This is a genomic window from Turicibacter sp., assembly GCF_017941855.1.
GTDB classification, from domain to species: Bacteria; Bacillota_I; Bacilli_A; order MOL361; family Turicibacteraceae; genus Turicibacter; species Turicibacter sanguinis.
Genome location: NZ_JAGAVR010000055.1, coordinates 1 through 23,083 on the forward strand (window position 1 = coordinate 1; position 23,083 = coordinate 23,083).

The window sequence follows — 23,083 nt, forward strand, 5'->3', positions numbered from 1 at the left end:
ACTTCTGTGACATTAACACCCCTTGCAATGGTTTTTTCAATAACGCCATATCCTGATACCCAGATCTTAAAATCAACATCTAAATCCACTGTTCCAGCTGCCTCCAAACTAAAACACGAAATTTTATGATAGGGAATGTTTACATACTCAACCTTACTTCCCGTCACACCCTGGACATCTGATAGGATTAATCGTTTATTTGTCAACACAATATAGTCTCGAAATGATTTAAAAGCAAACTTAATCTCCTCATCTGAAGTTAAAATTCGTTTAAACTTCTCATCCACCTTATCAGGATGAATCTCTACCGAATTACCCGATAACTTTTGCATGAATGACATGCCATCCCCTCCTTAAAAATTATCCACATATATTCCACGAGTTTCTTGTTCAAAATACAACGATCCCACCGTTTGAACACGTCCATCTGGATGATGATAATAAATAAAACGCTCTTCTCCCTCGTAAAAGGCATCGACATTAAAAACAATCCCAAATTTCTGACTTTTAGGCACAATCTCACTGTAAGCCCCTAAGTAATGAATATGATTAACATCAGAATCTAGATAAACATCCTCAGGAATACTAATCGTCGGATAATCGGAATTTAATCGAAAATTATTTAAATTAATCAGAGCTCCCAAATCCGTCGCTTCCGTGACTTCAAGTACGACGACAACCGTCCAAGTCGGTCCATTTTCATAGTATCCCCAATCCCACTCATCAGTTGACTTAAATTTTCCAAGGTTTAACGTGAAGTGATTCGCCAAATAAAATAATTCAGAATTTAAATCGGATGAAATAACATCTGAGATGAGATTTTCAGTTCCTTGAATTGAGGTCTGTTTTGTAAAGTACATTTGCTCAACCACTACTATTCCAAGCATGATTAAAACTGCTACTCCTACTATCATGCCAATTTTAATTTCTTTAACCAAATGATTCGAAGCACCAGAGAGACTCGGATAGATACGATCCATTTCTTCCGCTCTTTCATCTAATTCGTCTAATCGGCATTCCATAATACAGTCATAAGCTTCCTCCCATTCCTGTAGCTTCTGCCTGTAATACATATTACACTTAGCCTCTTTTTTATATTTCAAAACGAGCTCATCATAAATCGCTTCAATTTCTTCAAGCGACATCGAAGCATTCACTCCTAATACTTGATAGGCACGATTTAAATCATCCATTTCTTTCCCCCTACTCCCTTTCCATCCATTCACTCACAGTATTTCATTTCATTTTATGAATAAAAATCAAAATAAATGTCATTTCATCAGTAAAAGCCAAAAAACGGGTAGAGTTAGCCCCTACTCGTTTTTTATCACCCACGTCATAACTTTCATACTTTATAATCGATCTATCCCTGCTCCTAATTTCTAGTTCCTATCCTCTTCATATGTAAAGTATTTTTAATTTTATTTTCTGTTTTTTTCAATTTTCCAAACCTTCAATTTGCTTAAAAATTAGAATGACTTAATTCATTCAAAATTCATCTTCAACTCTTATATGTAACCTCTTACCTAAAGGATGGAATGTGGTATAATATGGATGTTGAGGGGGAATAACAATGATAATCGGAAAACTAAAAGACTTACCACGTTACAAAGGATTAAACCAAAACTTAGATACAGCTATTGATTTTATTTCAAATCATGATTTATCGACTTTACCACTAGGCAAAACTGAAATTGATGGAAATGATGTCTTTATTAATCGATTTGATTACTATGGAGAAGAACTTTCTAATTGCTTACTTGAGGGGCATCAAAATTATTTAGATATCCATCTCGTGTTATCAGGATGCGAATACTTAGGATATGCAGATGTTAGTGATTTAAATATCAAAACAACTTATGACGAGAAAACTGATTTCATTGAATTTGAGGGAACTCCGTTGATTAACTGTCCATGTTATCCTGAAACATTCGTCATCGTGTTTCCAGAAGATATTCACATGCCAAAATTAAAAATCAATCACGAACTCGTTCAAAAAGCAGTTTGTAAAGTTAAATTATCATAAACAAAAAGAGGCCCTTGGCCTCTTTTTCCTATTCTGAAATTACTTCTGGTTCAGGATAATCAATCCCAAACGTATTCACCGTCATAGACTCAATGATGACTTCTTTATCAACGGGTCTTCCATCAGGCGCAACCGTTAATGATTCTAAAGCATGCGCTACATCCATTCCACTAATCACTTTTCCAAAAGCTGCATAAGAACCATCTAAATGAGGAAATTCACCCAGCATAATAAAGAATTGACTTCCGGCACTGTCCATATCATTTGAACGTGCCATCGATAATACACCTTCTGTATGTTTTAAATCATTTCCAATCCCATTCGCTGCAAATTCTCCAACAATTTGATAACCAGGTCCACCACTTCCAATTCCTGTCGGATCCCCACCTTGTAAAACAAATCCTTTATCCACTCGATGAATCGTTAATCCATCATAAAACCCTTTTTCGATTAATGAAATAAAATTATACACGGTATTCGGTGCGATCTGCGGATACAATTGGGCTTCAATGGTTCCATAATCTTTAATAACCATCGTCACAATCGGTAATTGTTCAGGTGTTTCAACTTCTGGATAAATAATTTCATCTGGTAATTCAACTTTACTGCATCCCATTACGATTAAAGTCATGGCACACATGATGATTCCGGCTAAATATTTTATTTTTTTCATTTTTTAAATCCCCCTTAAATTCCTTTTCGATAAGCTGGCTGAATAAATTTATAGCGATCGGCTCGGTAATATGATTCCACGTATTCAAAAATTTGACCACTTTTTAAGTAAGACTGTAAACAAATGAGTAAACAAGGTGCTCCCGCTTCTACTTCTAAATAAGTACTAATCGGGGCTTCTAGTGAAATAGCTTCAATTTCTTGAATCGAATAATCAATTAAAAGTCCTAACTCTTTTTCAATGTAATCATATAATGAAATAGCGCCGATATCATCAGGTAATGACTTAATAATTTGAACCGGTAAATAAACAATTTCTACTGCCATTGGTTCTTCATCAGCCATGCGAACACGTTTTAATTCAATCACTTCTTGACCTTCTTTAATTTGAAGTTTACTTGCAACGATTTCATTGGCGAGCCTCACGGTCTGACTAATTAATCGACTACTCGGTTTGAATCCTTTTTGAATCATATCTTCGCTAAAACTTGTCAGTCCATGAATGCTTTTTTCATACTTTTGATGATTAACAAACGTTCCTTTCCCTTTTACGCGATACAAAACACCTTCGTACACTAATTCATTAATCGCTTGACGTGCTGTCATCCGACTCACATCATAAAGTTTCGCTAATTCCGGTTCTGAAGGAATCGTTTGATGCTCTTTATAATGTCCCACTTGTATTTGCTCTTTTAATTCTCGTGCAATTTCACGATATCTTGGTAACGACACGCCTCATCCATCCTTTATATTATATTAATTTGATTTTACCAAAAGAAAAACCAGGTGTCTATGTAATCTGACACCTGGTTCTTTTTGTTTTATTGTTTCTAATCTTGATGCAAAGCATCAACAAATCGTTTTGTGATTTCTAAAGGCCTTGTAATAGCCCCTCCCACAACAACGGAAAAAGCCCCAATTTCAAGCATTTTAGCCGCTTGTTCTGGATAATGAATTTTACCTTCTGCAATAACAGGCACCTTAATTGTTTGAGCTAACTTTTCTACTAACTCATAATCAGGTCCCCCACTTGGCATTGAATAACTGGTATACCCACTTAAAGTCGTTCCAACAAAGTCAACCCCACTTTCATAGGCATAAACGCCTTCTTCATATGTTGAAATATCAGCCATTAATAACAACTCTGGATATTTGTCCTTAATAGCCTGAATAAATTCTTTAACACTGCGTCCATCTACTCGATCTCTTAACGTACAATCAAGCGCCACAATATCTGCACCAGCCCCAACTAATTGATCCACTTCATCCATTGTCACTGTAATATATTGCTCAAACCCTTCGTATTGTTTTTTAATAATCCCGATAATCGGTAAATTTGTTTCTTCTTTAATCAAGGCAACATCACGAACACTATTCGTTCGAATCGCACAAGCTCCCCCACGTTTTGCAGCTCGTGCCATCAAAGGCATGACACTATAATCCTCTTGATATAATGGTTCACCCTCTAAAGCCTGGCAGGACACAATTAAATTCCCTTTTAATTTTTCAAGTATAAAATCTTTTGTCACGTTTCCCCTCTCCTTTTATAACCGACATCAACCCTTAAATAACTTCTTCGACATCTTGACTCATTTTATCTGCAACAAGGTGACAAGCCACAAAATGTTCTTCTCCGTCAATCAAGTAACGTTTTAATTCTGGTATGACTGTTTTACATTTTTCCATACAATCTTTACAACGTCCATGAAAATGACAACCACTCGGCGGATTAACTGGACTTGGAACATCGCCCTCAAGAACAATACGTTCGGTCTTTTTATCTAAATCAGCTACCGGAATAGCCGATAAAAGAGCTTGTGTATATGGGTGAAGCGTATGCGAGAAAATCTGATCTGTTTTAGCAAGTTCAACAATTTTTCCAAGATACATCACCGCAATTCGATCACTAATATATTCAACAACACTTAAATCGTGTGTAATAAAAATATATGTTAAATTTCGTTCTTTTTTGAGTTGTTTTAATAAGTTTAACACTTGAGCTTGAATAGAAACGTCTAAAGCACTAACGGATTCATCACAAACGATTAACTCAGGATTAATACTTAATGCTCTCGCAATCCCAATTCGTTGTCGTTGACCACCCGAAAATTCATTAGGATAACGATCCATATAATCGCGTCGCATATTAACTGCCTCTAATAAATCACCAATAATTTGTCGTCTCTCTTTTTTGGATTTAACGCCAAATTTTTTCAAAGGATCTGATAAAGATTGATAAATAGTAAACGCAGGATTCAACGAAGAATGAGGATCTTGAAACACAATCTGCATCTTTTGTCGGGCCAAATCCATTTCCTCTGCTGTCAGTTTTCTTAAATCTTTTTGACCTTCTTCTTGAAATTGATACAGCATTTCTCCAGCAGTTGGTCTAACTAATTGTAAGATTGATTTTCCAAGCGTTGTTTTCCCACATCCTGACTCTCCCACTAATCCAATCGTTTCGCCACGATAAATGGTTAAGTCAATTCCATTAACAGCTTGAACATACTGTTCCTTTTTCTTAAACAATCCCGATTTAATTGGAAAATAAGTCTTAACCCCTTTTAATTCTAATAAAACTTCCTGATTATTTTCCACTATTCATCACCTCTTTATATTTAAAACAGCGAACCATATGCGTGCCATCAACCATGGTTTCCCCTGGCATTTGATTACATTTTTCACACGAAAACTCACAACGTGGTGCAAATTGACATCCAGTCGGACGATCAAATGGATCAGGTGTTGAACCTTTGATTGGTTGAAGATCTTGATGACTTCCTTTTCCTAGAATCGGAATAGATTTCAGTAAAGCTTTTGTATATGGGTGCGCAGGGGTTCTTAGTATTTCGTCAACACTTCCACACTCAATAATATTTCCCATATACATCACTGCAACATCATCTGCTAGCTCACTCACCACTCCCATATCATGAGTAATCAATAAAATAGCCGTTTCATGATCTTTCTTTAATTGATTCATTAACTCAAAAATTTGTGCCTGAATCGTTACATCGAGTGCAGTCGTCGGTTCATCCGCAATTAAAACTTTAGGATTGCAACTCATCGCCATCGCAATCATTGCACGTTGACGCATTCCACCTGAAAACTGATGTGGATACTCATCAATTCGCTTTTCTGGAAATGGGATTCCCATCTTTTTTAATAATTGTAATGTTCGTTCTCGAGCCTCTTTTTTACTTATTTTTTCATGCGCTAAAATGTTTTCCATGATTTGAAATCCAACTGTATACACCGGATTTAAAGCCGTCATCGGATCTTGAAAAATCATTGAGATCTCCTGCCCACGTAAGGCTCGCATTTCTTTTCCATTGCGCTTTAATTGATCAATTCGAATATCTCCTTGATGCGAATGATAAATAATTTCTCCCGCTTCAATGCGAGCTAACTTCGGTAACAATTGCATAATAGAAGATGAGGTTACACTTTTTCCACATCCTGATTCTCCAACAATACATAATGTTTTTCCTTTTTTTATTTCAAACGAAACGCCATTAATGACTTTATTACAACGTTGATTCGTATAAAAATACGTATTTAAATTATTAACGGTCACTACTGCTTCATTTTGCACACTCTCACACCCCTATCCTTGTTGTGTTGGGTCGGTACTATCTCTTAGTCCATCTCCAATAAAGTTAATACTCATCACAAATAATGAAATAACAACCCCAACGGGTAACCACAACCACCAGCTATTTTGTAACGTAAACATATCCTGTGCGGCATTTAAAATATTTCCCCAAGTCGCGATTTGTAATGGAACTCCCAGTCCTAGAAAACTCAAAGATGCTTCTTCTAAAATAAACATCGCTGTACTTAAAGTAATATTAACTAAAATAGGACCAATCGCATTCGGTAACATGTGTTTATAACAAATCACAAATGAATTTAATCCAAAGGCTCTTAATGATTGAACATATTCCTCCTCTCGAATGGATAATATTTGAGCGCGTGTTAAACGATAAACACTCCCCCATCCAGTTAAAATAAAAATAATGATTAAATTCATTAAACTTTGTCCAAGAATAGTCACCAATAATAAGACAAGTACTAATTGGGGAAATGACATAAAGACTTCAGAAATACGTAGGATTAAAGCATCAAACCAACCACCACGATATCCTCCATAACAACCCAGTAATACTCCAATACTTGCACATCCTAATGCACTTCCAAGTCCAATTAAGATTGAAATTCTCCCTCCATATAAGACCCTGGCAAAGACATCACGCCCGACCTTATCTGTCCCAAACCAATGAGTGGCTGATGGAGCTTTTAAAACACTACTCATATCAATGGCTAGTGGATCATACAGCGTTAAAAGTGGCGCAAAAATCGCCGATAACAAAATAACTCCAAAAATAATAACGCCAATAACGGCTAACCGATTATTTAATAACTTTCTTAAAGAACGATTCATCTTTTTGTGACCGAGTTGCCCTTTTTCCTCTGCTTCTCTTAATTTATCAAGTCTTCGATCAAATCGACTTCTCTTCATTACACTCGCACTCATAAGAACCTCCTATTTTAATTTAACTCGTGGATCAAGTAAGGCTGTCACCACATCAACTAAGAAACTAGCAGTTAAAACAGCTAAGACAGAAAATAAAGCAATCATCATAACTAATGGATAATTTTGCGCACGCACAGCGGTTGCAAAGGCATTTCCAACACCCGGCCATCTAAAAATCGTTTCAATCACAACGGCTCCCCCGATGAGTGTTGGTAACCTAAATCCAATTAAAACAACAACCGGTGTCAATGCCACCCTAAATCCATGAACTAAATTAACCCGCCACTCAGGTAACCCTTTGCTACGTGCTGTTCTAATGTACTCTTTGTTCATCGTATCTAACATACTTGAGCGTGCATAACGCATAACCCCTGCTGTTAGGGCAATTCCAAGAACTAACGCAGGTAAAATTAAATATTCGATTCGATCAAAAAAGGCTGTTTGTCCAGGCATCGAACGTCCGCCAACGGGTAACCATTCTAAATTTAATGAGAACATTAAAATACATAACATTCCGAAGAAAAATTGTGGAATCGAAACTCCAATCATACCAGCTACTGTTAATAACCCTTCTGTAAAAGTCCCACGACGAATCGCACTGAATAATCCAAGGATACTTCCAAGAACAGTTGAAATAAATAAAGCGGCTGCTGATAACTCAAGCGTTGCTGGAATTAACTCTTTTAAGATTTGGCTAATCGGAACACCACTTGAAACACTATATCCAAAATTTCCTTGTAACAGTTCAACGACCCAACGGAAATAACGAACTAAGAATGGATCATTTAAACCATATAACTGGCGTAACTCTTCAAGCTTTGCTGGATCGGCATTGGCTAATAATTCTGGACTAATTAAATGTGATACGGCGTCACCTGGCGTTAATTCTAATCCTAAATAAATTAAAAACGTAATAATGAACACCATCGGAATCATTCCGAGTAATCTTTTAACAATAAAATTAAACATGTGGCCCTCCCCCATATTTTAAAATAAGGAGTGGATTTAAGTTCCACTCCTTAAATCATGACACTAAGAATTAAATTATTCCGCTAATTCCCAGTTTTGAATTTCCCAGTTGTAGTTATACTGTGGGTTCCCGATTGCATCAGCCCCTTTAACAATTTTTTGACTTTGCACTAAGAAAACTGGCTGGTAATATAATGCCATTGTAAATAATGTTTCATTTTCGTATTTTTGTAATTCATAGAATGCATCTTGTTGAACTTTAGCATCCATTGATGAGTTTGTTGCATCAATTAAAGTATTTAACGTCTCATCTGATGGAGTATGTGAGTTAGAAGCTGAGCCTGTACGGTAGCGGTCATAATATTCATGCATTGATAAAGCAGCATTTGCTCCATATGCCATATCCCAATCAACAGCTGATGGTCCGTTGACTTGATCTTCTGGTGCTGACCATAAAATCGTTGCTAAATCTCCCTCAACTAATCTAAAATTCATCTGTATACCGATTTGGCTTAAGTAAGCTTGAATAGTTGTCATTAAATCAACAGTTAATTGGTCTGTGTAGTAGTAAACAACATCTAACACATAATTTGGATCCCAATTTGCCTCAGCTAATAATTCTTTTGCTTTTTCTGGATTATATTCATAATCATTTAAACCAGAAACTTTGCTTGATCCATTTGGCGTTAAGCTATTAGCAGGAACAGCTGAACCATTGAATAAGTTATCACAAATTGCTTGCATATCGATTCCATAACGAATCGCTTGACGAATGCGTGCATCAGCTAATGGTGAAACAGATCCATCTTTTTTATTAAATTTATTTACATACAATAAACGAGTATAACGAACATCCACTTGATTAATAGTTAATCCCTCAACCCCTTGTAAAGCTTTCACATCATCAACATTTTTCGTATACCCATAGTCAAGTAATCCAGCTTTTGCGTTATTAACAAAGTTTGAATCACTTTCACCACTTGGTGTTAAATGAATTTTAAAATTTGCCACACCATCATAGTATTGATCAAATGGAACTAATACGGTATAGTCGTTCATTTTTACTTCTTCAATTTTATATGGACCTGACCCAATTGGGTTTTGGAAGAATTTTGCTTGTTGAATTTGAAGCGGGTCAACATCTGTGAAATACTTTTGTGGTAATGGAGCAAATTGTGTAAAAGTTAACAACGCATCTGGTGCTACTTTTTCAAACGTAATCATCACATTATTTCCATCAATCACGATTCCTTCAAGTTCTTCTGTATCTCCTGCTAAATAAGCATCAGCTCCTAAAATAGCATGGAAAGTTGACGTGAAGACTGGATTTAACACAGCGGTTCTCATTGAGTATTCGATGCTCCATTTAATATCTTCAGGTGTAATCTTTTCTCCATCATGCCAATAGATATTATCTCTTAAAACAAAAGTTAATTGTGTTCCATCTTCACTTAAGGAATAGTCTGAAGCAAGTCCTCCCTCTACTGGATTTAAGTTTTCATCTGCTTCAATTAAGTGCTCATATAATACTTTGTTATACATAAATAATCCTGGGTTTAACCATGGTGTTTCAAAAAACTCAACAGCCCCCCCATTTGAATACAGAACTTTTTCTTCATTAGATGTTGCTGGTTGCTCTGCAACTGTTCCTCCATTTGAACTATCGTTAGTTTCATTTTTTGCCTCATTTCCTCCATTACCACAAGCCACTAAAGATACACACGCTAGTGTTGCAATCATCCCAGTAAATAACTTCTTCATCCACTTTTCCTCCATCTCAATTTGATGTGAAAAAAATATTCATCATCTAAATTTTTTTTGAATATTTATTTCATTTACAAACTCATCATATCATCGCCCACACCCCGTGTAAACGTTTTTAAAAAATGAGAAAAAATAGTCCTAATGAGAAACAAATTTGTCCATATCATCACTTTTTTAGGGTTCAATATAAAAAAACAGATGGTTTGATGACCATCTGTTTTTTTGACTTTTTTTATTCTGCAACAGCTGTTGAAGCCAATTGAATATTTAACTTTTTTGTATCCAACTTAACTTCAGATAAAGCTTCCTCATCTGCAATTAAAATGACATTGGGATGCACTTGTAAGATTGAAGCTGGACAATCCGTTGTCACACTTCCCCCTACCATATGTGCAACTGCTTTCGCTTTATTTTTTCCAAGTGCGATTAACACAATTTGATTCGCTTGTAAAATGGAGCGAATCCCCATCGTCACTGCATATTTTGGTACCTCATCTAATGACTCAAAAAATCTCGCATTATCAAGACGAGTTTGCTCATCTAATGTTACAACATGAGTCGTTGCATTAAATGGTGTTCCAGGCTCATTAAATCCAATATGCCCATTTGAACCAATACCTAAAATTTGAAGATCTACTTTATTTTGACGAATCACTTCATCATATCGTAAACATTCATCCTGCGGATTCAAACAATCTCCTGATGGAATATTAACATTATTTAAATCAATATCAATATGATTAAATAATTGTTCTTTCATAAATGTCGCATAACTTTGAGAATGTGTTGCATCAATCCCAACATATTCGTCTAAATTAATCGTTTTAACATGTTGATACGACGTCTTATTTTTTTTATGATCTTCAATCATCGCCTGATATAATCCAATCGGGCTACTTCCAGTTGCTAAACCTAAAACAGGATTTTCTTTTGTTTTTACAACCTTTAAGACTTCCGAAAGAGCAGCCTGTCCCATTGCTTCTACAGATTTAACTTTAATAATTTTCATCCTTATTCCTCCTTAATCAAAATCTTCTCAAATTCTTGATTATCTTCCTTACCTACATTATACCTGTCTATACAAGTCCTGTCTATACAAGTTTTTGATTTTTTTTAAAAAGGCCTAACTGGCCTTTCATTAAATATGATGAATATGATAATAAACTGCACCAACTAAACCGGCATTATTAAAAAGCATGGCCGATTCAACTTTCAATTCTTTTTTGAACTGTTCCATTGCATGAGATAAGACATACTCTCTAATAGGCTTAATAAATCGCTCTTCTTGCGTGCAAACACCGCCACCAATCACAATAATTTCAGGATTAAATAAATGAACCAAACTCACAAGTCCTTTTGCAATCATAAGAATCCATTCTTCTACCATATCAGCTACTTTTTCATTCCCCGCTTCTAACGCCTCAAAAATAACACGTCCATTTACCTCATCCCTTGAAACAGGTAAATCTAACTCATCATACCCCTCTAAAACTTTGTTAACTAACGCCGTCATCGATGCATAATTTTCATAGCACCCTATATTTCCACAACGACATTTCACACCATGAGAATCAATCGAAAAATGCCCTAACTCACCCCCAATTCCAGTAGTCCCTTGCAAAATCTCGCCATTCACTAGGATTCCACCTCCAACTCCTGTTCCAATGGTTATTCCGATGACATGCTCGTAACCTTTCGCACGCCCTAACCACTTCTCACCGATAATCATACAGTTCGCATCATTTAAAACGGTCGTTTTCAATCCATATTTAAGCTCTAATTCCTCTTTAATATTTGTATGACACCAATTTTTAATATTTCCCCCAACACCAATGACACACCCACTTCGATAATCGATTTGTCCTGTTGCTGATACTCCAATCCCTAAAAAATCTGCCAACTCTACCTGCTCTTTTTCAAAAAACTCATCAATTGCTACCTTAACTGTTTCAATAATAGGGGTCTCATAAGCATCAACTGCAACACCTTTACTATACGTTGAAATAATCTCTCCCGTTTTATCAACAATCCCTAACTTAACAGCCGTCCCACCAATATCAACGCCTAAATATTTCATACACACCCCTCCTCAAATTGAATAAATCTTAAAACTTCATCTTCAAATCGATTGCAAAGTTCATGATCAAACTTTGCAAATACTAAGTGCATCTTATTACACATTGCCTGATTGAAAATAGCATACTGCGTACTTGGTGGACAAGATGAATCAAGCAAACCTGTTCCAAGTAAAAATTTACAGTTTAATTGCTTCGCAAAATGGACCACATCTAAATACCCAAGTCTTGAAAACACCTCATCCTCACGCTCATGAAGTGGATCAAACCATCTAAAATAATAACGAAGTCCTTCATACATTAATGAATCTAAATCCATTTCCCATACTCGTTTAAAGTCAGCTAAAAAAGGATCTTTAGCCACACATTTGTTAATTTCTTTATTCATTGCGGCCACAACAATCGCAAGTGCTCCACCTTGTCCTTGTCCATAAGAGACTATTTTTTTGGTATCAATTTGAGGTAATTGTGATCCAATTTTTGATAATAAATAGGCATCTAAATAAACTTTTCGATAATACATTTGATCCAGTTCATCATCAATGCCTATCATTAAATGACCACAGACAGTTGTTCCTAAAACACCTCCCAAATCTTCACTCATTCCGCCTTGTCCTCGACAATCCATTGCTAACACGGCATAACCAATGCCAATATAGCGCGTTAGATGATACCAACTCTTACTACTTTGCTTATAATCATGAAATTGAAGGATAAGCGGTACATTTTGGCGATTCTTTGGACAAATATATTTCGCATGAATTCTTGCGCCATCAATTCCCTTAAAATATAACTCATAATAGTCAGCACACTCATTTAAGAACTCTTTTTTTACCAATTCATACTCTAAGTCTCTCTCATTTAGTCGCGCTATTTGTCGATTCCAATAGTCAATAAAATCCGAGGGATAATTTCCTTTTCCTAAATAACAATTAAGTTCCTGTATAGGCATATCCATCATTGGCATCTTAATCACTCCCCTCTAGAAAAAAATCAATTAACAAATTATCAAAAATTCCAATTTCTTCATGTTTATAATCAGGAAAGATGACGTGTTTTTTCGGTCCATTCAAATGATTAAAAACAGCAAACTGCGTACTAGGCGGACATATCTGATCCATCAATCCTGTTCCTAATAACACAGGTACCTGAATTCGATGAGCGAAATGCTGAGCATCAATATATCCGAGTTTTGTAAATATTTCTTCTTTTCGTTCATGTAATGGATCGAACCACTTAAAGTAATAGCGAAGTCCCTCATAGGCTATCTGATCCAAATCCATTTCCCACACACGTTCATAGTCAGATAAGAATGGATACAGTGCAGCACATCGTTTTATCATTGGATTTAATGCCGTACAAATAAGAGCTAATCCACCTCCTTGACTGGCTCCATTAGCAAAAATTCGTGTGTGATCAATCCCTTCTAACTGTTCAACAATGCGACAAAGAAGACAGATATCCTGAGCTAACTCAACATAATACATTTGTTTAGGATCCCCATCTAATCCTGCTACAATATGACCAGATACCGTCGTTCCAATTCGTTTGGATAAATCCTCACTTTTACCTCCTTGACCCGGACAATCCATTGCAATTACGGCGCATCCTATCCCAACGAAAGAGGTTTGCTCAAACCAACTTCGACTCGCTCCAGGATAGCCATGAAACTGAAGAATGAGTGGAACATTTTTGGACGATTTGGGCTTTATATATTTCGCATATCTTTTACCCCCACGTATTCCGATAAACGATATCTCATAATATTCACAAGTCTCAAACTGATAAATTTCATATGGATTCATTTCATAGTTTAACGAAACATTTAATACTTCTAAAATTCTTTCATTCCAAAAATCATCAAAATCTTGTGGAATCGGATTCGTTCCGTCGTAGATTTCAAGCTGCTTTAAAGGCATATCAACCATTGGCATCCGCGTCTCTCCTTTTAAACTAGGATTTATTTTAAAATAACACCCGCTACTTTGACGGGTGTTATCTTTATTTAAATTTGTGTGCAGATCAATTTATCTCTTAAAGATGCTTTAAAAATTCAACATCATGAATTTCGTATTTTTCTTTTAATACCTTGAATCCTTCTTTATAAATGGCTTCATTTTCAGGTGTTACATTTTCAAATGGACGACGGCAGTACCCTGCATTAATTCCCATCCATTTAAGCATCACTTTCATTAAAGCATAGAACGATGGATAACTTAAAGCATACATAATAATTTCGACTGCTTCTTTTTGTAGACGCTTTGCCTCGTCCAATTCCTTATTCTGGACCGCATTGTAAATATTAATAAATAATTCTGGCATCACATTGTAAAATGATCCAACAATTCCATCTGCTCCAGCTAATAGTCCAGCCATGGCCATTTCATCTGCTCCGGAGTAAACCAAGAAATCTTCTCCAATTTCATCTTTTATTTGAGTAATTTCATATAAAGATAAGGCTGTGTATTTAATTCCTTTAACATTTTCAATTTGAGCTAATCGTTTAATAGCATTCATCCCAAGTAATCCAACAAGCGGTACGTTATAAACAATCATTGGAAGAGAGGTTGCATTGGCAATATCTTCATAGTATTTGACAATTTGATCCTCATTAAATCGCCAATAAAATGGTGGGACACTTGAAATTCCATCTGCTCCAGCTCTTTCAGCATGTTGTGCCAATTCAATTGATAATTTAGTTCCAATAGCTCCAACATGAACAACGACTGGAACGCGCCCTGCTACCTCATCCATGACAATTTCAACAACACGCATTCTCTCAATAGATGACATGGTAAATCCTTCACCTGTTGAACCAGTTAAATATAATCCATTTACCCCTTTATCAAGTAAAAAGGAAACTAACTGCCTCATTCCCATCTCATCAATATTTTCGTCTTTGTCAAATACCGTTAATAATGCTGGTACAACCCCTTTAAAGTCTTGAATACTAAATTTACTCATCTTTTTAAGTCCCCTCCGCCTAAGTAGCTTTTGAATCGATTATAAAAATATTTTTCAAACACTTCTTTTAAAATGGAGTTTTCCTCCAATTTCATTGTTATCTTAACACTAAAACTACTATTAGTAAACGCTTACCGGCGGGATAAAGTAGAGTTCAAAAAAAAGTGAATATGAAGTGTGACTTTATCCATATCGTTTTAATATAGATTAAAAAGGAGTCTATCTCTTTTGAAATAGACTCCTTTTTAGGAAATGGGATTAACTTAGTTTTAATAGTAAGGATAAGATGAGCCACAAGATGGTGCTCTGTGTCCATATCCCCATCCGTAATTAGGACGGCCCCATCCATAACCGCCATAATATGGATACCCCCATCCATATCCTCCGTAAAATGGATAGCCTCCCCATCCAAAACCTCCGTAAAATGGATAACCAAATCCACCCATAAAAAAGCGTTCATCTTCTGGTCCTCTTGTCATTCCACATACTGGTGGATAAGGAATCGAATAAGGACTTGGCATTGGTGGATATGGAACACCTGCATATGGGAAGGTCATCTGAGGAACATTAGGAACTTGATAATTTGTTGTCGTATAAGACGGAGCACCTTGATAATATGATTTATTCATATTAACTAGATATTCCTCCATTGTTTGTTGAGTACTTGCAATTTTTACACCCTCATTAGGCGCTTTTACTGCCTCGGTTTTGGTTTGAACCTGTTTAAGTGGAATAGTTACGGCTTCTTCGGTTTTGGTTTGAACAAGTGGGACAGTAGTCATTTCTTGATGGGTACTCACTGTGACTGGCGTCTCTGTCACTAAAGAAGTCATATTTTCAACTGGTTTTTGGGTTACCGTTTGCGTAGTCGTTGTCGTCGTTGTCGGTGTTTCAGAAAGCATATGACTCTCTGTTACTGTTACTTTTTTTGTTGGGGTTGTGTTGACAACAACAGGCTCTGTAGTTGTTGCAGTTTGTAAATTAATACTCTCCTTATCTAAATTAGGATAATACTTTTGAATGTTTTGTGCTACATTTGGCTCATCTTTTCTGACTGGTGATGGCACTTTAACTTTTAATCCGGGTACGAGTGGAGTTAAATGATTAATATGTGTATTCATCCCTATCAAATCCTGGACACTAACATTGTATTTTTCTGCAATAGAATCAAATGTGTCATTTCGTTGCACGATATGGATTTTCATAAGTCCGATTCTCCTCTCTACAATTTTCTCTTTACAATATATGTTAACCATTTCTTGAATATAACTTCGTATTTCATGAGAAAAAGATTCTATTATCTAAAGATAAAGATTTTTAAATGATGTAATTCTTCTCAAGGGTTAGGTCTTTTAGAAGCTAGACCTATTTTTAAAAATAAAATCTATCTTCGATTACTCTAGAAAATATCCTGCAAGAAAGACTGGCCTATCAAGAAGAAAAATCTCTGCGTTGCTAGAGTCATTTAATAACAGTTTCACACCATTACAAATCTAGACGTATAGTCAATGCTAATCCATTACAAATAAAAATTTTTTTATTTAATCTGGCGCTCTTTAAACCAATACCGTCCCATTTTGATTATGAATTTAGAGTAAATATTTTATTTATTATTGTTAATTTAAAAACAATAAAAGAATGAGATGAATTGACATATTCATGCTGTACCATGTTGGCTTTAAAGTAACGCATAAAACAAAAAAAACCATATTACGACATGTAACATGGTTTTTTGAAATAGGATTAGTCTTTGAATTCAAATTCAAAGTTAAGAATACGAACAAGATCTCCATCTTGTACCCCAAGATCACGTAATGCTTGATCAACTCCAGCATGACGTAATTGACGTGCAAATCGCATAACAGATGCTTCACGATTAAAGTCTGTTTGATGGAAGATTTTTTCAATATGGGCTCCAGTTACCACATAAACTCCATCATCTCCACGAGTGATATGGAATTTAGCTTCTTCAGGAGCAAACTTATACATAACTGATTGTTCCACTTCTTCTTCATCATATAATGGGAATTGTGGAGTTGTTTCTAATAAATCAGCTGTTTTGTATAATAATTGGTCAATTCCTTGACGTGTTGCAGCAGAAATCTCAACGATTGTAACATCGTCTCCTACTTTCTCTTTAAAGATACGTAAGTTTTCTTCTGCATCCGGATTATCCATTTTATTCGCCACAATAATTTGTGGGCGTTCAAGAAGTTTATAACGATATTGTCCTAATTCGTTATTAATCGTTACATAATCTTCATAAGGATCTCGGCCTTCCATTCCTGACATATCAATAACATGTAAAATAACACGTGTACGTTCAATATGTCGTAAGAATTGATGACCAAGTCCAGCTCCACTTGCCGCTCCCTCAATTAATCCCGGTAAATCAGCCATAACGAATGAACGACCATCCGGAACTCCAACAACACCTAAATTTGGCACTAATGTTGTGAAGTGATAAGCAGCGATTTTTGGTTTACAAGCTGAAACAACAGAAATTAAAGTTGATTTTCCGACACTCGGGAATCCAACTAATCCAACATCAGCTAAAACTTTTAATTCAACACGAATTTCGCGTTTTTGTCCTAACTCACCATTTTCAGCAAGTTCTGGCGCTGTATTTCTTGGTGTAGCAAAATGAATATTTCCACGTCCTCCGCGTCCACCTTTTGCAATAACAGCACGTTGTCCATTTTCAGTTAAATCAGCAATAATTAAATTTGTGCTCGTATCATAAACGATTGTTCCAACAGGAACTTTAACAATTAAATCGTCTGAATTTTTACCATGGCAACTTTTTGCCATTCCATTTTCACCATTCTTAGCGGCTAAAACTCGGTTATAGCGAAGATCGAGTAACGTTGATAATCCTTCATCTGCGACGAAAACGACACTTCCACCGTTTCCTCCATCTCCACCTGCAGGTCCACCATTGGCGATATATTTTTCGCGACGGAAGGCAACAGCACCATTTCCTCCATCACCTGCCGTCACTTTAATTTTGACTTGATCTATAAACAAGGCAATCCCTCAATTCTATTTTGCGAAGCAAAAGCTTCATCAATTTGATTATCTATTTATATTATCAATTGATTTAGTCTTTCTCATACAAAGAAATCTACATAAAAATAAACCCCTAATCTGATGATTAGGGGAATTATTCAATCAATTAGTTAGCTGCTGGGTAAACAGAAACTTGTTTTTTGTCGCGTCCTAAACGCTCGAATTTAACAACACCATCGATTTTGCAGAATAAAGTGTGATCTACACCCATACCTACGTTTACACCTGGATAAATACGAGTTCCACGTTGACGGTAGATGATTGATCCTGCAGTAGCAAATTGTCCATCAGCTAATTTAGCTCCTAAACGTTTTGACTCAGAGTCACGACCATTCTTTGTAGAACCAACACCTTTTTTAGATGCGAATAATTGTAAATTTAATTTTAACATGTTTCCACCTCCTATTTGTTTTCTATTACTGTTAAATATTTAAAATGATCTTCTTCAATCGTATTCAAAGAAGTCAACATTCCAAACATCAGCGTTTGAGCCGCATCAGTTGATGGAATATTTTCAACGAATAAATAACCATCTTCCATTTTAATTGTAAGTTCTGATTCATCTAAGCTGATAATGGAATTGGTTAAGCCAATCGAAACAGCACTCACCGCAGCGCAGACTAAGTCTTCACCTGGTTCACCTGCAAAGGCATGGCCGCTAATCTCAAATGACTCTACTTTATTGTTTTTATAGTTAAAATTGGCTGTAATCATGTGTCAACTAATTAAGCGTTGATTGCTTCGATAACAACTTTAGTGTATGGTTGACGGTGACCTTGTTTCTTTTTGTAACCTTTTTTTGGTTTGTATTTGAACACGATAATTTTTTCACCTTTACCATGTTTCTCAACCTTAGCAGTTACAGTTGCACCTTCTACTAAAGGAGCACCAACTTTTGTGTTTTCTCCTCCAACGAATAATACCTCGTCGAAAGTTACAACTTCACCTTCAGCAACATTTAATTTTTCAATGTAGATTGCTTGACCTACTTCAACTTTTAATTGTTTACCACCAGTTTTAATAATAGCGTACATTTACCTGCACCTCCTTAAAATTTAACTAAGACTCGCCATCAAAGGCATATGAAGTTTCATATTTGAAACCTTGTCCGAGCGGTTGTAGTACCCTAAGGTGCTAACAACATGATTCATTATATCAAAGTGAATCCTATTCGTCAACGATTTATAAGTGGTTATGTCTACCTTTTTTTACGTTTATCTATTCAATTTGACATTCACTGAACTAATCTATGAGATAATCTATTCATTTTATTTTGGTTTATTTTTCACTTTTAAAACAAAAAGCCTTATGTTTTTTTACGCACATAAGACTTTTTTAATTAAATTCAAATCAACAGGTTTTAATAAAATATCATCCATCTCAGCTTCCAAAAATTTCGGATCATCTTTTGATAAACCATTGGCCGTTAATGCAATAATGCGACCTGAATACCCGAGCTGACGAATTCTTTTTGAGGCTTCATAGCCGTCAATTACTGGCATACAAATATCCATGACCACGACATCGTAATTAGGATTTTGTTTTATTTCATCAATGGCTCCTTCACCACTGTCAACCGTTTTAACATGCTTCACATCTATTACTTCTAAAATATCTTCCATTAGCATGAGATTAATTTCATTATCATCTACTACTAAAACGGAAAAATCATGTTCCATCATTTCCATTTAAACTCCGCCTCCATAGTTACTTAAAAAAGTGACAGTTATCATTTTAATCACTTTTAATTTTAACGTCAATAATTACCTTATTATTTTCCCTAAATTTCAACTGTAACCAAGTTAGCTCGTCATGAAACCTTTCATTAAACTGAAACATGTTTAAATACCCTCGATAAATTTTATCCTCCCAGGAATCATCACAAAGAATCGTGATTTTTCTTGGTAAATCAACATTTCTATACATTTTCTTATGTAGTAAAAATCGTTGAAATAAATACTGAGCATTTTGATTAAACTTTACAGTCGAATAAAACAAAAAACCTAGGATTAAATAGAATTGTCGAAAATCGTATAAAATTGTAAGTAATACAATAAAACTGATAAACACAATATTAAAGTAACAAATTATTCTTAAAGAGTATCGATACGGAAAAAAACATGACAAGATATCTCCAAGTATTCGACTTCCATCAAGTGGCGGTAATGGAATTAGATTAAATACGATAATAAAACATTGCGCCCATATAAATGAGTTTATCCATTTTAATTGAATTCCACTCACCTCTAGTTGTGCAAAATAAAGAAAAATGGATAGTAACATGAGATTAACCATGACGCCTGCACTACTGATCAATAAATCTTCTTTATTCGCCTTATTCAACTCTCCCTTAAATCGCATCTGTCCACCAAATGCAAAAAACTTTAGCTCATCTAATTCCCATTTGAAAAAAGAGGCCATCAGGAGATGACCACATTCATGCAACAAAATACTAATTGCAAACACAATATATTGATTAAAATATCCAGTTAAGATAGCTAGTAACGTCACGATATAATAAGATGGCTCAAACTTAATCTTATTCTTATGCAACCTTAAGCCCTCCATTTCATCTAGTTCATTAGGCTATTTAAAAAATCACTAACATCTAAGTACTCCCCATCTTTTTCTAATTGCAAATAGAAATAAGCATAATCCCCTAACTCTGTTCCAGGTTCTCCAATCACTGAACCAACACCTAATGACTCTCCTTGTTTAACATGTTCATACAAACTCACACTTCGTTTTTCTAAAAAACCAACGGTTAAAATCATATCATTATCTAATTCAATACTCATATAATTACTGATATCTGGATCAATCCCGACATGAATCACAATTCCAGGCACTAAATTTGGAATACTTTCTCCGATTTCAGTTTTGACAATGACACCGTGATGGAAATCACGTAACACCATGTTTTCATTAATCTTAGTTAAGTACTCCGCCACATCAATCATTTGTTCTGTCCCTTCAGATTCAACTCCCACGTCACTCTCCGTTGTTCCAATAATTCCACTAACTGTTGTGGTGTCATTCTCTTGAGTTGGTAAATTAAATTCAAATGGAAACATATTAGTTAAAAACTTCTCGTATTGATTTTTATACTTCAAAAAAGGCATCTCACTCAGTAAAATCGTCTTTACACTTTGATAAGCCGGAGTTTGTGGTAACTTTTGAAGAATTAAAACCCCCATCAAAATACATAAGCAAACTGTTGCCTGCATGCTAAAACGCCCCACCATCTGGCTAGTCTCATCTTGCTGTTTTTTATTTCGATACTTTGCATAATAATTTGAATGTGTTGGTCGATATCCTTGATAATTAGACCGGTATGTGCTTTTTCTCTTTCTAGGATCAGCCACGATTTATTCCCCCTAACAACATCATTTACAACTCATAGCCTGATATTTCACTTTCATCATATGAAGGAAATTAAGCATTTAGACCATTTGAGGAGAAATTCAAAACTTATTTTAAATAAAAATTATTTAGATTATCTCAATGCATTTATAAATGTGTCATCTTTACTTTATAAAACAAAAAGCATCTCTTAAGAGATGCTTTTACATATGTTCAAGTTGTTTTTGATATCTTCCAAACTGACTTTTCAAAATGGGATACAAGACTAAAACAACAAGTGAGTTAAATAATAAGGTTGGAAATAAAATTAATTTTACGAAGGCATAACCACTAACATTCGTTACCATCATCGTATTAACTAAAAAATAAACCGCCCATTCTTCAATCACAATGACAATTGAGAATAAAGCAAGCATCGATAAAATATTGACTGGCATACTATTTGAAACAAAGCGTTGAAGTAAGAACGTAATAATCGGGAACAAACACGTATAGATTCCAAACAAATCCGCATAACAAATATCATATAAAATACCGAAAATAATCGCAAATACTAATGCCTTATTTCCACGATCATAAAACGTAAAGAAGCATAAACACATTAAAAACACATTAGGAATTGCACTATAAGAACCAAACATCGGTTGAATTGGTAAAAAACTAACTAACAAATTATCCATAACAAAGCAGGTAATAAATAAAACAATGACTCTAACCATTATTCGGAACCACCGCCTCACGTTTTACAACAATGACATAATCCATATTATTATAGTTTTTCTCCCCTTTTAAATAAAGCGTCTGTGTCAAGCCATCTTTACTAACTTCAGCACGATCCACATAGCCAATTAATAAAGCACGCGGATAAACACCTCCAAGTCCACTTGTAATGACCACATCCCCAGGCTCTACCAATACATCTTTTGAAACCTGTGTCATCACTAACTCATCATTCATGTAATCATAACCTTCAACCGTTCCGATTGAATTTTCTTTCCCATCAATTAAAGCTGACACCTTACTACCGAAATCTTGATTTTTAATTAATTTAACTTTTGATGAAACTTCGTTGACTGTAATCACTTTACCGATTAAGAACCCCTCTTTTGATAAAACAGCCATATCCGTCTCAATTCCATCTTTTTTCCCTTTATTAATCACCATAAAGTCATGCCATTGATCAACATTCCGCATCACGGTTGTGGCATTAATCGTATCATAGCTGGTCAGTGACAACCCTGTCTCTAATGTTTCCTCTAAAGAAGCCAACTGCTCTTCTAACTGATTCGTATAAACGTTTAAAGACTCATAATTATAAAGCTGCTGTTTTAATAACTTATTTTCCTCATACGTATGAAATAAATCATTCACATTCGTCACAAACCGCTTAAAGCCTTCCACAATCCCTGTATACCCAGTCTGAACCACTGACATTCCATCTTTAATCACACGTTCAGGAAGTGGATTAAGCGTTTCATTATGCATCGTATACCCCACCGTGATTAAGGTCATAAAAATTAAAACGATAATTCCAAAAACTTTTAAATGGTTAACACCCTTCATTCGAACACATCCTAAACTTAAACAATAATATATACTGCTAATTATATAGAATTGATATGTTATACACAACCCCATTTGAAC

The 23,083-nt window shown here is 35.3% G+C and carries 26 protein-coding genes and 1 other annotated feature; of the genes, 1 reads left to right on the forward strand and 25 read right to left on the reverse strand.

Features of this window, described 5'->3' with window-relative positions; translation table 11 throughout:
• Both J6D32_RS07470 and J6D32_RS07475 read right to left on the reverse strand, forming a co-directional pair.
• The coding region (locus tag J6D32_RS07470; RefSeq protein ID WP_287467500.1) for a PH domain-containing protein at positions 1-341 on the reverse strand (341 nt) is incomplete at its 3' end.
• Between the two features lie 12 nt (positions 342-353).
• On the reverse strand, positions 354-1,193 hold the full coding sequence (locus J6D32_RS07475) for a hypothetical protein (RefSeq protein WP_132942791.1): 840 nt from the start codon (positions 1,191-1,193) through the stop codon (positions 354-356).
• Positions 1,194-1,573: 380 nt separating this feature from the next.
• Here J6D32_RS07475 and J6D32_RS07480 point away from each other — a divergent pair, with 380 nt between their 5' ends.
• Positions 1,574-2,026 carry a NanQ anomerase/TabA/YiaL family protein gene (locus tag J6D32_RS07480; protein ID WP_006785780.1) on the forward strand — a complete coding sequence of 151 codons (453 nt, stop codon included), beginning with the start codon at positions 1,574-1,576 and terminating at the stop codon, positions 2,024-2,026.
• A gap of 28 nt (positions 2,027-2,054) precedes the next feature.
• Here the strand turns inward: J6D32_RS07480 and J6D32_RS07485 are convergent, their stop codons facing one another.
• The 23 genes from J6D32_RS07485 to mreC all read right to left on the reverse strand — a co-directional run bounded on the left by J6D32_RS07485 (position 2,055) and on the right by mreC (position 23,002).
• A complete protein-coding gene (locus J6D32_RS07485) occupies positions 2,055-2,699 on the reverse strand; it encodes a peptidylprolyl isomerase (protein WP_006785781.1) in 645 nt (214 codons plus the stop codon).
• Between the two features lie 14 nt (positions 2,700-2,713).
• Positions 2,714-3,430, reverse strand: a complete 717-nt coding sequence (locus tag J6D32_RS07490) for a GntR family transcriptional regulator (protein ID WP_006785782.1) — start codon at positions 3,428-3,430, stop codon at positions 2,714-2,716.
• Between the two features lie 98 nt (positions 3,431-3,528).
• A complete protein-coding gene (locus J6D32_RS07495; protein WP_006785783.1) occupies positions 3,529-4,227 on the reverse strand; it encodes an N-acetylmannosamine-6-phosphate 2-epimerase in 699 nt (232 codons plus the stop codon).
• Positions 4,228-4,261: 34 nt separating this feature from the next.
• The gene (locus tag J6D32_RS07500) at positions 4,262-5,296 is read right to left on the reverse strand and encodes an ABC transporter ATP-binding protein (RefSeq protein WP_009606272.1); all 1,035 of its coding nucleotides are present in this window, start codon (positions 5,294-5,296) and stop codon (positions 4,262-4,264) included.
• On the reverse strand, positions 5,286-6,293 hold the full coding sequence (locus J6D32_RS07505) for an ABC transporter ATP-binding protein (protein WP_009606273.1): 1,008 nt from the start codon (positions 6,291-6,293) through the stop codon (positions 5,286-5,288). The genes J6D32_RS07500 and J6D32_RS07505 overlap by 11 nt, the downstream gene beginning before the upstream one ends.
• Positions 6,294-6,305: 12 nt before the next feature.
• Positions 6,306-7,235, reverse strand: coding sequence for an ABC transporter permease (locus J6D32_RS07510; RefSeq protein ID WP_006785786.1), 930 nt, complete (start codon positions 7,233-7,235; stop codon positions 6,306-6,308).
• Between the two features lie 9 nt (positions 7,236-7,244).
• Positions 7,245-8,204: an ABC transporter permease gene (locus J6D32_RS07515; RefSeq protein ID WP_006785787.1), complete on the reverse strand. Its 960-nt coding sequence runs from the start codon at positions 8,202-8,204 to the stop codon at positions 7,245-7,247.
• 75 nt (positions 8,205-8,279) lie between these two features.
• The gene (locus J6D32_RS07520) at positions 8,280-9,965 is read right to left on the reverse strand and encodes an ABC transporter substrate-binding protein (protein WP_006785788.1); all 1,686 of its coding nucleotides are present in this window, start codon (positions 9,963-9,965) and stop codon (positions 8,280-8,282) included.
• A 235-nt stretch (positions 9,966-10,200) separates the two neighbouring features.
• Complete coding sequence (nagB, locus tag J6D32_RS07525; protein ID WP_006785489.1) at positions 10,201-10,977, reverse strand: glucosamine-6-phosphate deaminase; 777 nt, start codon at positions 10,975-10,977, stop codon at positions 10,201-10,203.
• Between the two features lie 129 nt (positions 10,978-11,106).
• Positions 11,107-12,045, reverse strand: a complete 939-nt coding sequence (locus J6D32_RS07530) for an ROK family protein (RefSeq protein ID WP_009606912.1) — start codon at positions 12,043-12,045, stop codon at positions 11,107-11,109.
• The gene (locus tag J6D32_RS07535; RefSeq protein ID WP_006785487.1) at positions 12,042-13,010 is read right to left on the reverse strand and encodes an acetylxylan esterase; all 969 of its coding nucleotides are present in this window, start codon (positions 13,008-13,010) and stop codon (positions 12,042-12,044) included. The genes J6D32_RS07530 and J6D32_RS07535 overlap by 4 nt, the downstream gene beginning before the upstream one ends.
• Position 13,011: 1 nt before the next feature.
• Positions 13,012-13,977 (reverse strand): acetylxylan esterase, encoded by a 966-nt coding sequence (locus J6D32_RS07540; RefSeq protein ID WP_055165623.1) that lies wholly within the window; start codon positions 13,975-13,977, stop codon positions 13,012-13,014.
• A 100-nt stretch (positions 13,978-14,077) separates the two neighbouring features.
• Positions 14,078-15,007, reverse strand: coding sequence for a dihydrodipicolinate synthase family protein (locus tag J6D32_RS07545; RefSeq protein WP_006785485.1), 930 nt, complete (start codon positions 15,005-15,007; stop codon positions 14,078-14,080).
• 269 nt (positions 15,008-15,276) lie between these two features.
• On the reverse strand, positions 15,277-16,212 hold the full coding sequence (locus tag J6D32_RS07550; protein ID WP_006785484.1) for a LysM peptidoglycan-binding domain-containing protein: 936 nt from the start codon (positions 16,210-16,212) through the stop codon (positions 15,277-15,279).
• Positions 16,213-16,750: 538 nt separating this feature from the next.
• Positions 16,751-18,034, reverse strand: a complete 1,284-nt coding sequence (obgE, locus tag J6D32_RS07555; protein WP_006785483.1) for a GTPase ObgE — start codon at positions 18,032-18,034, stop codon at positions 16,751-16,753.
• Positions 18,035-18,182: 148 nt separating this feature from the next.
• A complete protein-coding gene (gene rpmA / locus J6D32_RS07560) occupies positions 18,183-18,467 on the reverse strand; it encodes a 50S ribosomal protein L27 (RefSeq protein WP_006785482.1) in 285 nt (94 codons plus the stop codon).
• Positions 18,468-18,478: 11 nt separating this feature from the next.
• The gene (locus J6D32_RS07565) at positions 18,479-18,790 is read right to left on the reverse strand and encodes a ribosomal-processing cysteine protease Prp (protein ID WP_006785481.1); all 312 of its coding nucleotides are present in this window, start codon (positions 18,788-18,790) and stop codon (positions 18,479-18,481) included.
• Positions 18,791-18,801: 11 nt separating this feature from the next.
• Positions 18,802-19,110 carry a 50S ribosomal protein L21 gene (gene rplU / locus J6D32_RS07570; protein WP_006785480.1) on the reverse strand — a complete coding sequence of 103 codons (309 nt, stop codon included), beginning with the start codon at positions 19,108-19,110 and terminating at the stop codon, positions 18,802-18,804.
• Between the two features lie 18 nt (positions 19,111-19,128).
• Positions 19,129-19,204: a sequence feature (ribosomal protein L21 leader region), on the reverse strand.
• Positions 19,205-19,392: 188 nt separating this feature from the next.
• Positions 19,393-19,764, reverse strand: coding sequence for a response regulator (locus J6D32_RS07575; RefSeq protein ID WP_006785479.1), 372 nt, complete (start codon positions 19,762-19,764; stop codon positions 19,393-19,395).
• Positions 19,765-19,810: 46 nt separating this feature from the next.
• Positions 19,811-20,629 carry a site-2 protease family protein gene (locus J6D32_RS07580; protein WP_006785478.1) on the reverse strand — a complete coding sequence of 273 codons (819 nt, stop codon included), beginning with the start codon at positions 20,627-20,629 and terminating at the stop codon, positions 19,811-19,813.
• A gap of 20 nt (positions 20,630-20,649) precedes the next feature.
• Positions 20,650-21,441, reverse strand: coding sequence for a M23 family metallopeptidase (locus J6D32_RS07585; RefSeq protein ID WP_006785477.1), 792 nt, complete (start codon positions 21,439-21,441; stop codon positions 20,650-20,652).
• Positions 21,442-21,642: 201 nt separating this feature from the next.
• Entirely contained in the window at positions 21,643-22,158 is a 516-nt protein-coding gene (gene mreD, locus J6D32_RS07590; protein WP_006785476.1) for a rod shape-determining protein MreD, read from the reverse strand.
• The gene (mreC, locus tag J6D32_RS07595; RefSeq protein ID WP_006785475.1) at positions 22,151-23,002 is read right to left on the reverse strand and encodes a rod shape-determining protein MreC; all 852 of its coding nucleotides are present in this window, start codon (positions 23,000-23,002) and stop codon (positions 22,151-22,153) included. The genes mreD and mreC overlap by 8 nt, the downstream gene beginning before the upstream one ends.
• Between the last annotated feature and the right edge of the window lie 81 nt (positions 23,003-23,083).

Coding starts and splice junctions, on each gene's coding strand:
- rplU (WP_006785480.1), bottom strand. CDS start 19,110: ATGTACGCTATTATTAAAACTGGTGGTAAACAATTAAAAGTTGAAGTA.
- J6D32_RS07480 (WP_006785780.1), top strand. CDS start 1,574: ATGATAATCGGAAAACTAAAAGACTTACCACGTTACAAAGGATTAAAC.
- J6D32_RS07565 (WP_006785481.1), bottom strand. CDS start 18,790: ATGATTACAGCCAATTTTAACTATAAAAACAATAAAGTAGAGTCATTT.
- mreD (WP_006785476.1), bottom strand. CDS start 22,158: ATGGTTAGAGTCATTGTTTTATTTATTACCTGCTTTGTTATGGATAAT.
- J6D32_RS07475 (WP_132942791.1), bottom strand. CDS start 1,193: ATGGATGATTTAAATCGTGCCTATCAAGTATTAGGAGTGAATGCTTCG.
- J6D32_RS07510 (WP_006785786.1), bottom strand. CDS start 7,235: ATGAGTGCGAGTGTAATGAAGAGAAGTCGATTTGATCGAAGACTTGAT.
- J6D32_RS07575 (WP_006785479.1), bottom strand. CDS start 19,764: ATGGAAATGATGGAACATGATTTTTCCGTTTTAGTAGTAGATGATAAT.
- J6D32_RS07550 (WP_006785484.1), bottom strand. CDS start 16,212: ATGAAAATCCATATCGTGCAACGAAATGACACATTTGATTCTATTGCA.
- J6D32_RS07520 (WP_006785788.1), bottom strand. CDS start 9,965: ATGAAGAAGTTATTTACTGGGATGATTGCAACACTAGCGTGTGTATCT.
- J6D32_RS07485 (WP_006785781.1), bottom strand. CDS start 2,699: ATGAAAAAAATAAAATATTTAGCCGGAATCATCATGTGTGCCATGACT.
- mreC (WP_006785475.1), bottom strand. CDS start 23,002: ATGAAGGGTGTTAACCATTTAAAAGTTTTTGGAATTATCGTTTTAATT.
- J6D32_RS07535 (WP_006785487.1), bottom strand. CDS start 13,010: ATGCCAATGATGGATATGCCTATACAGGAACTTAATTGTTATTTAGGA.
- J6D32_RS07545 (WP_006785485.1), bottom strand. CDS start 15,007: ATGAGTAAATTTAGTATTCAAGACTTTAAAGGGGTTGTACCAGCATTA.
- J6D32_RS07515 (WP_006785787.1), bottom strand. CDS start 8,204: ATGTTTAATTTTATTGTTAAAAGATTACTCGGAATGATTCCGATGGTG.
- rpmA (WP_006785482.1), bottom strand. CDS start 18,467: ATGTTAAAATTAAATTTACAATTATTCGCATCTAAAAAAGGTGTTGGT.
- J6D32_RS07540 (WP_055165623.1), bottom strand. CDS start 13,977: ATGCCAATGGTTGATATGCCTTTAAAGCAGCTTGAAATCTACGACGGA.
- J6D32_RS07530 (WP_009606912.1), bottom strand. CDS start 12,045: ATGAAATATTTAGGCGTTGATATTGGTGGGACGGCTGTTAAGTTAGGG.
- nagB (WP_006785489.1), bottom strand. CDS start 10,977: ATGAAAATTATTAAAGTTAAATCTGTAGAAGCAATGGGACAGGCTGCT.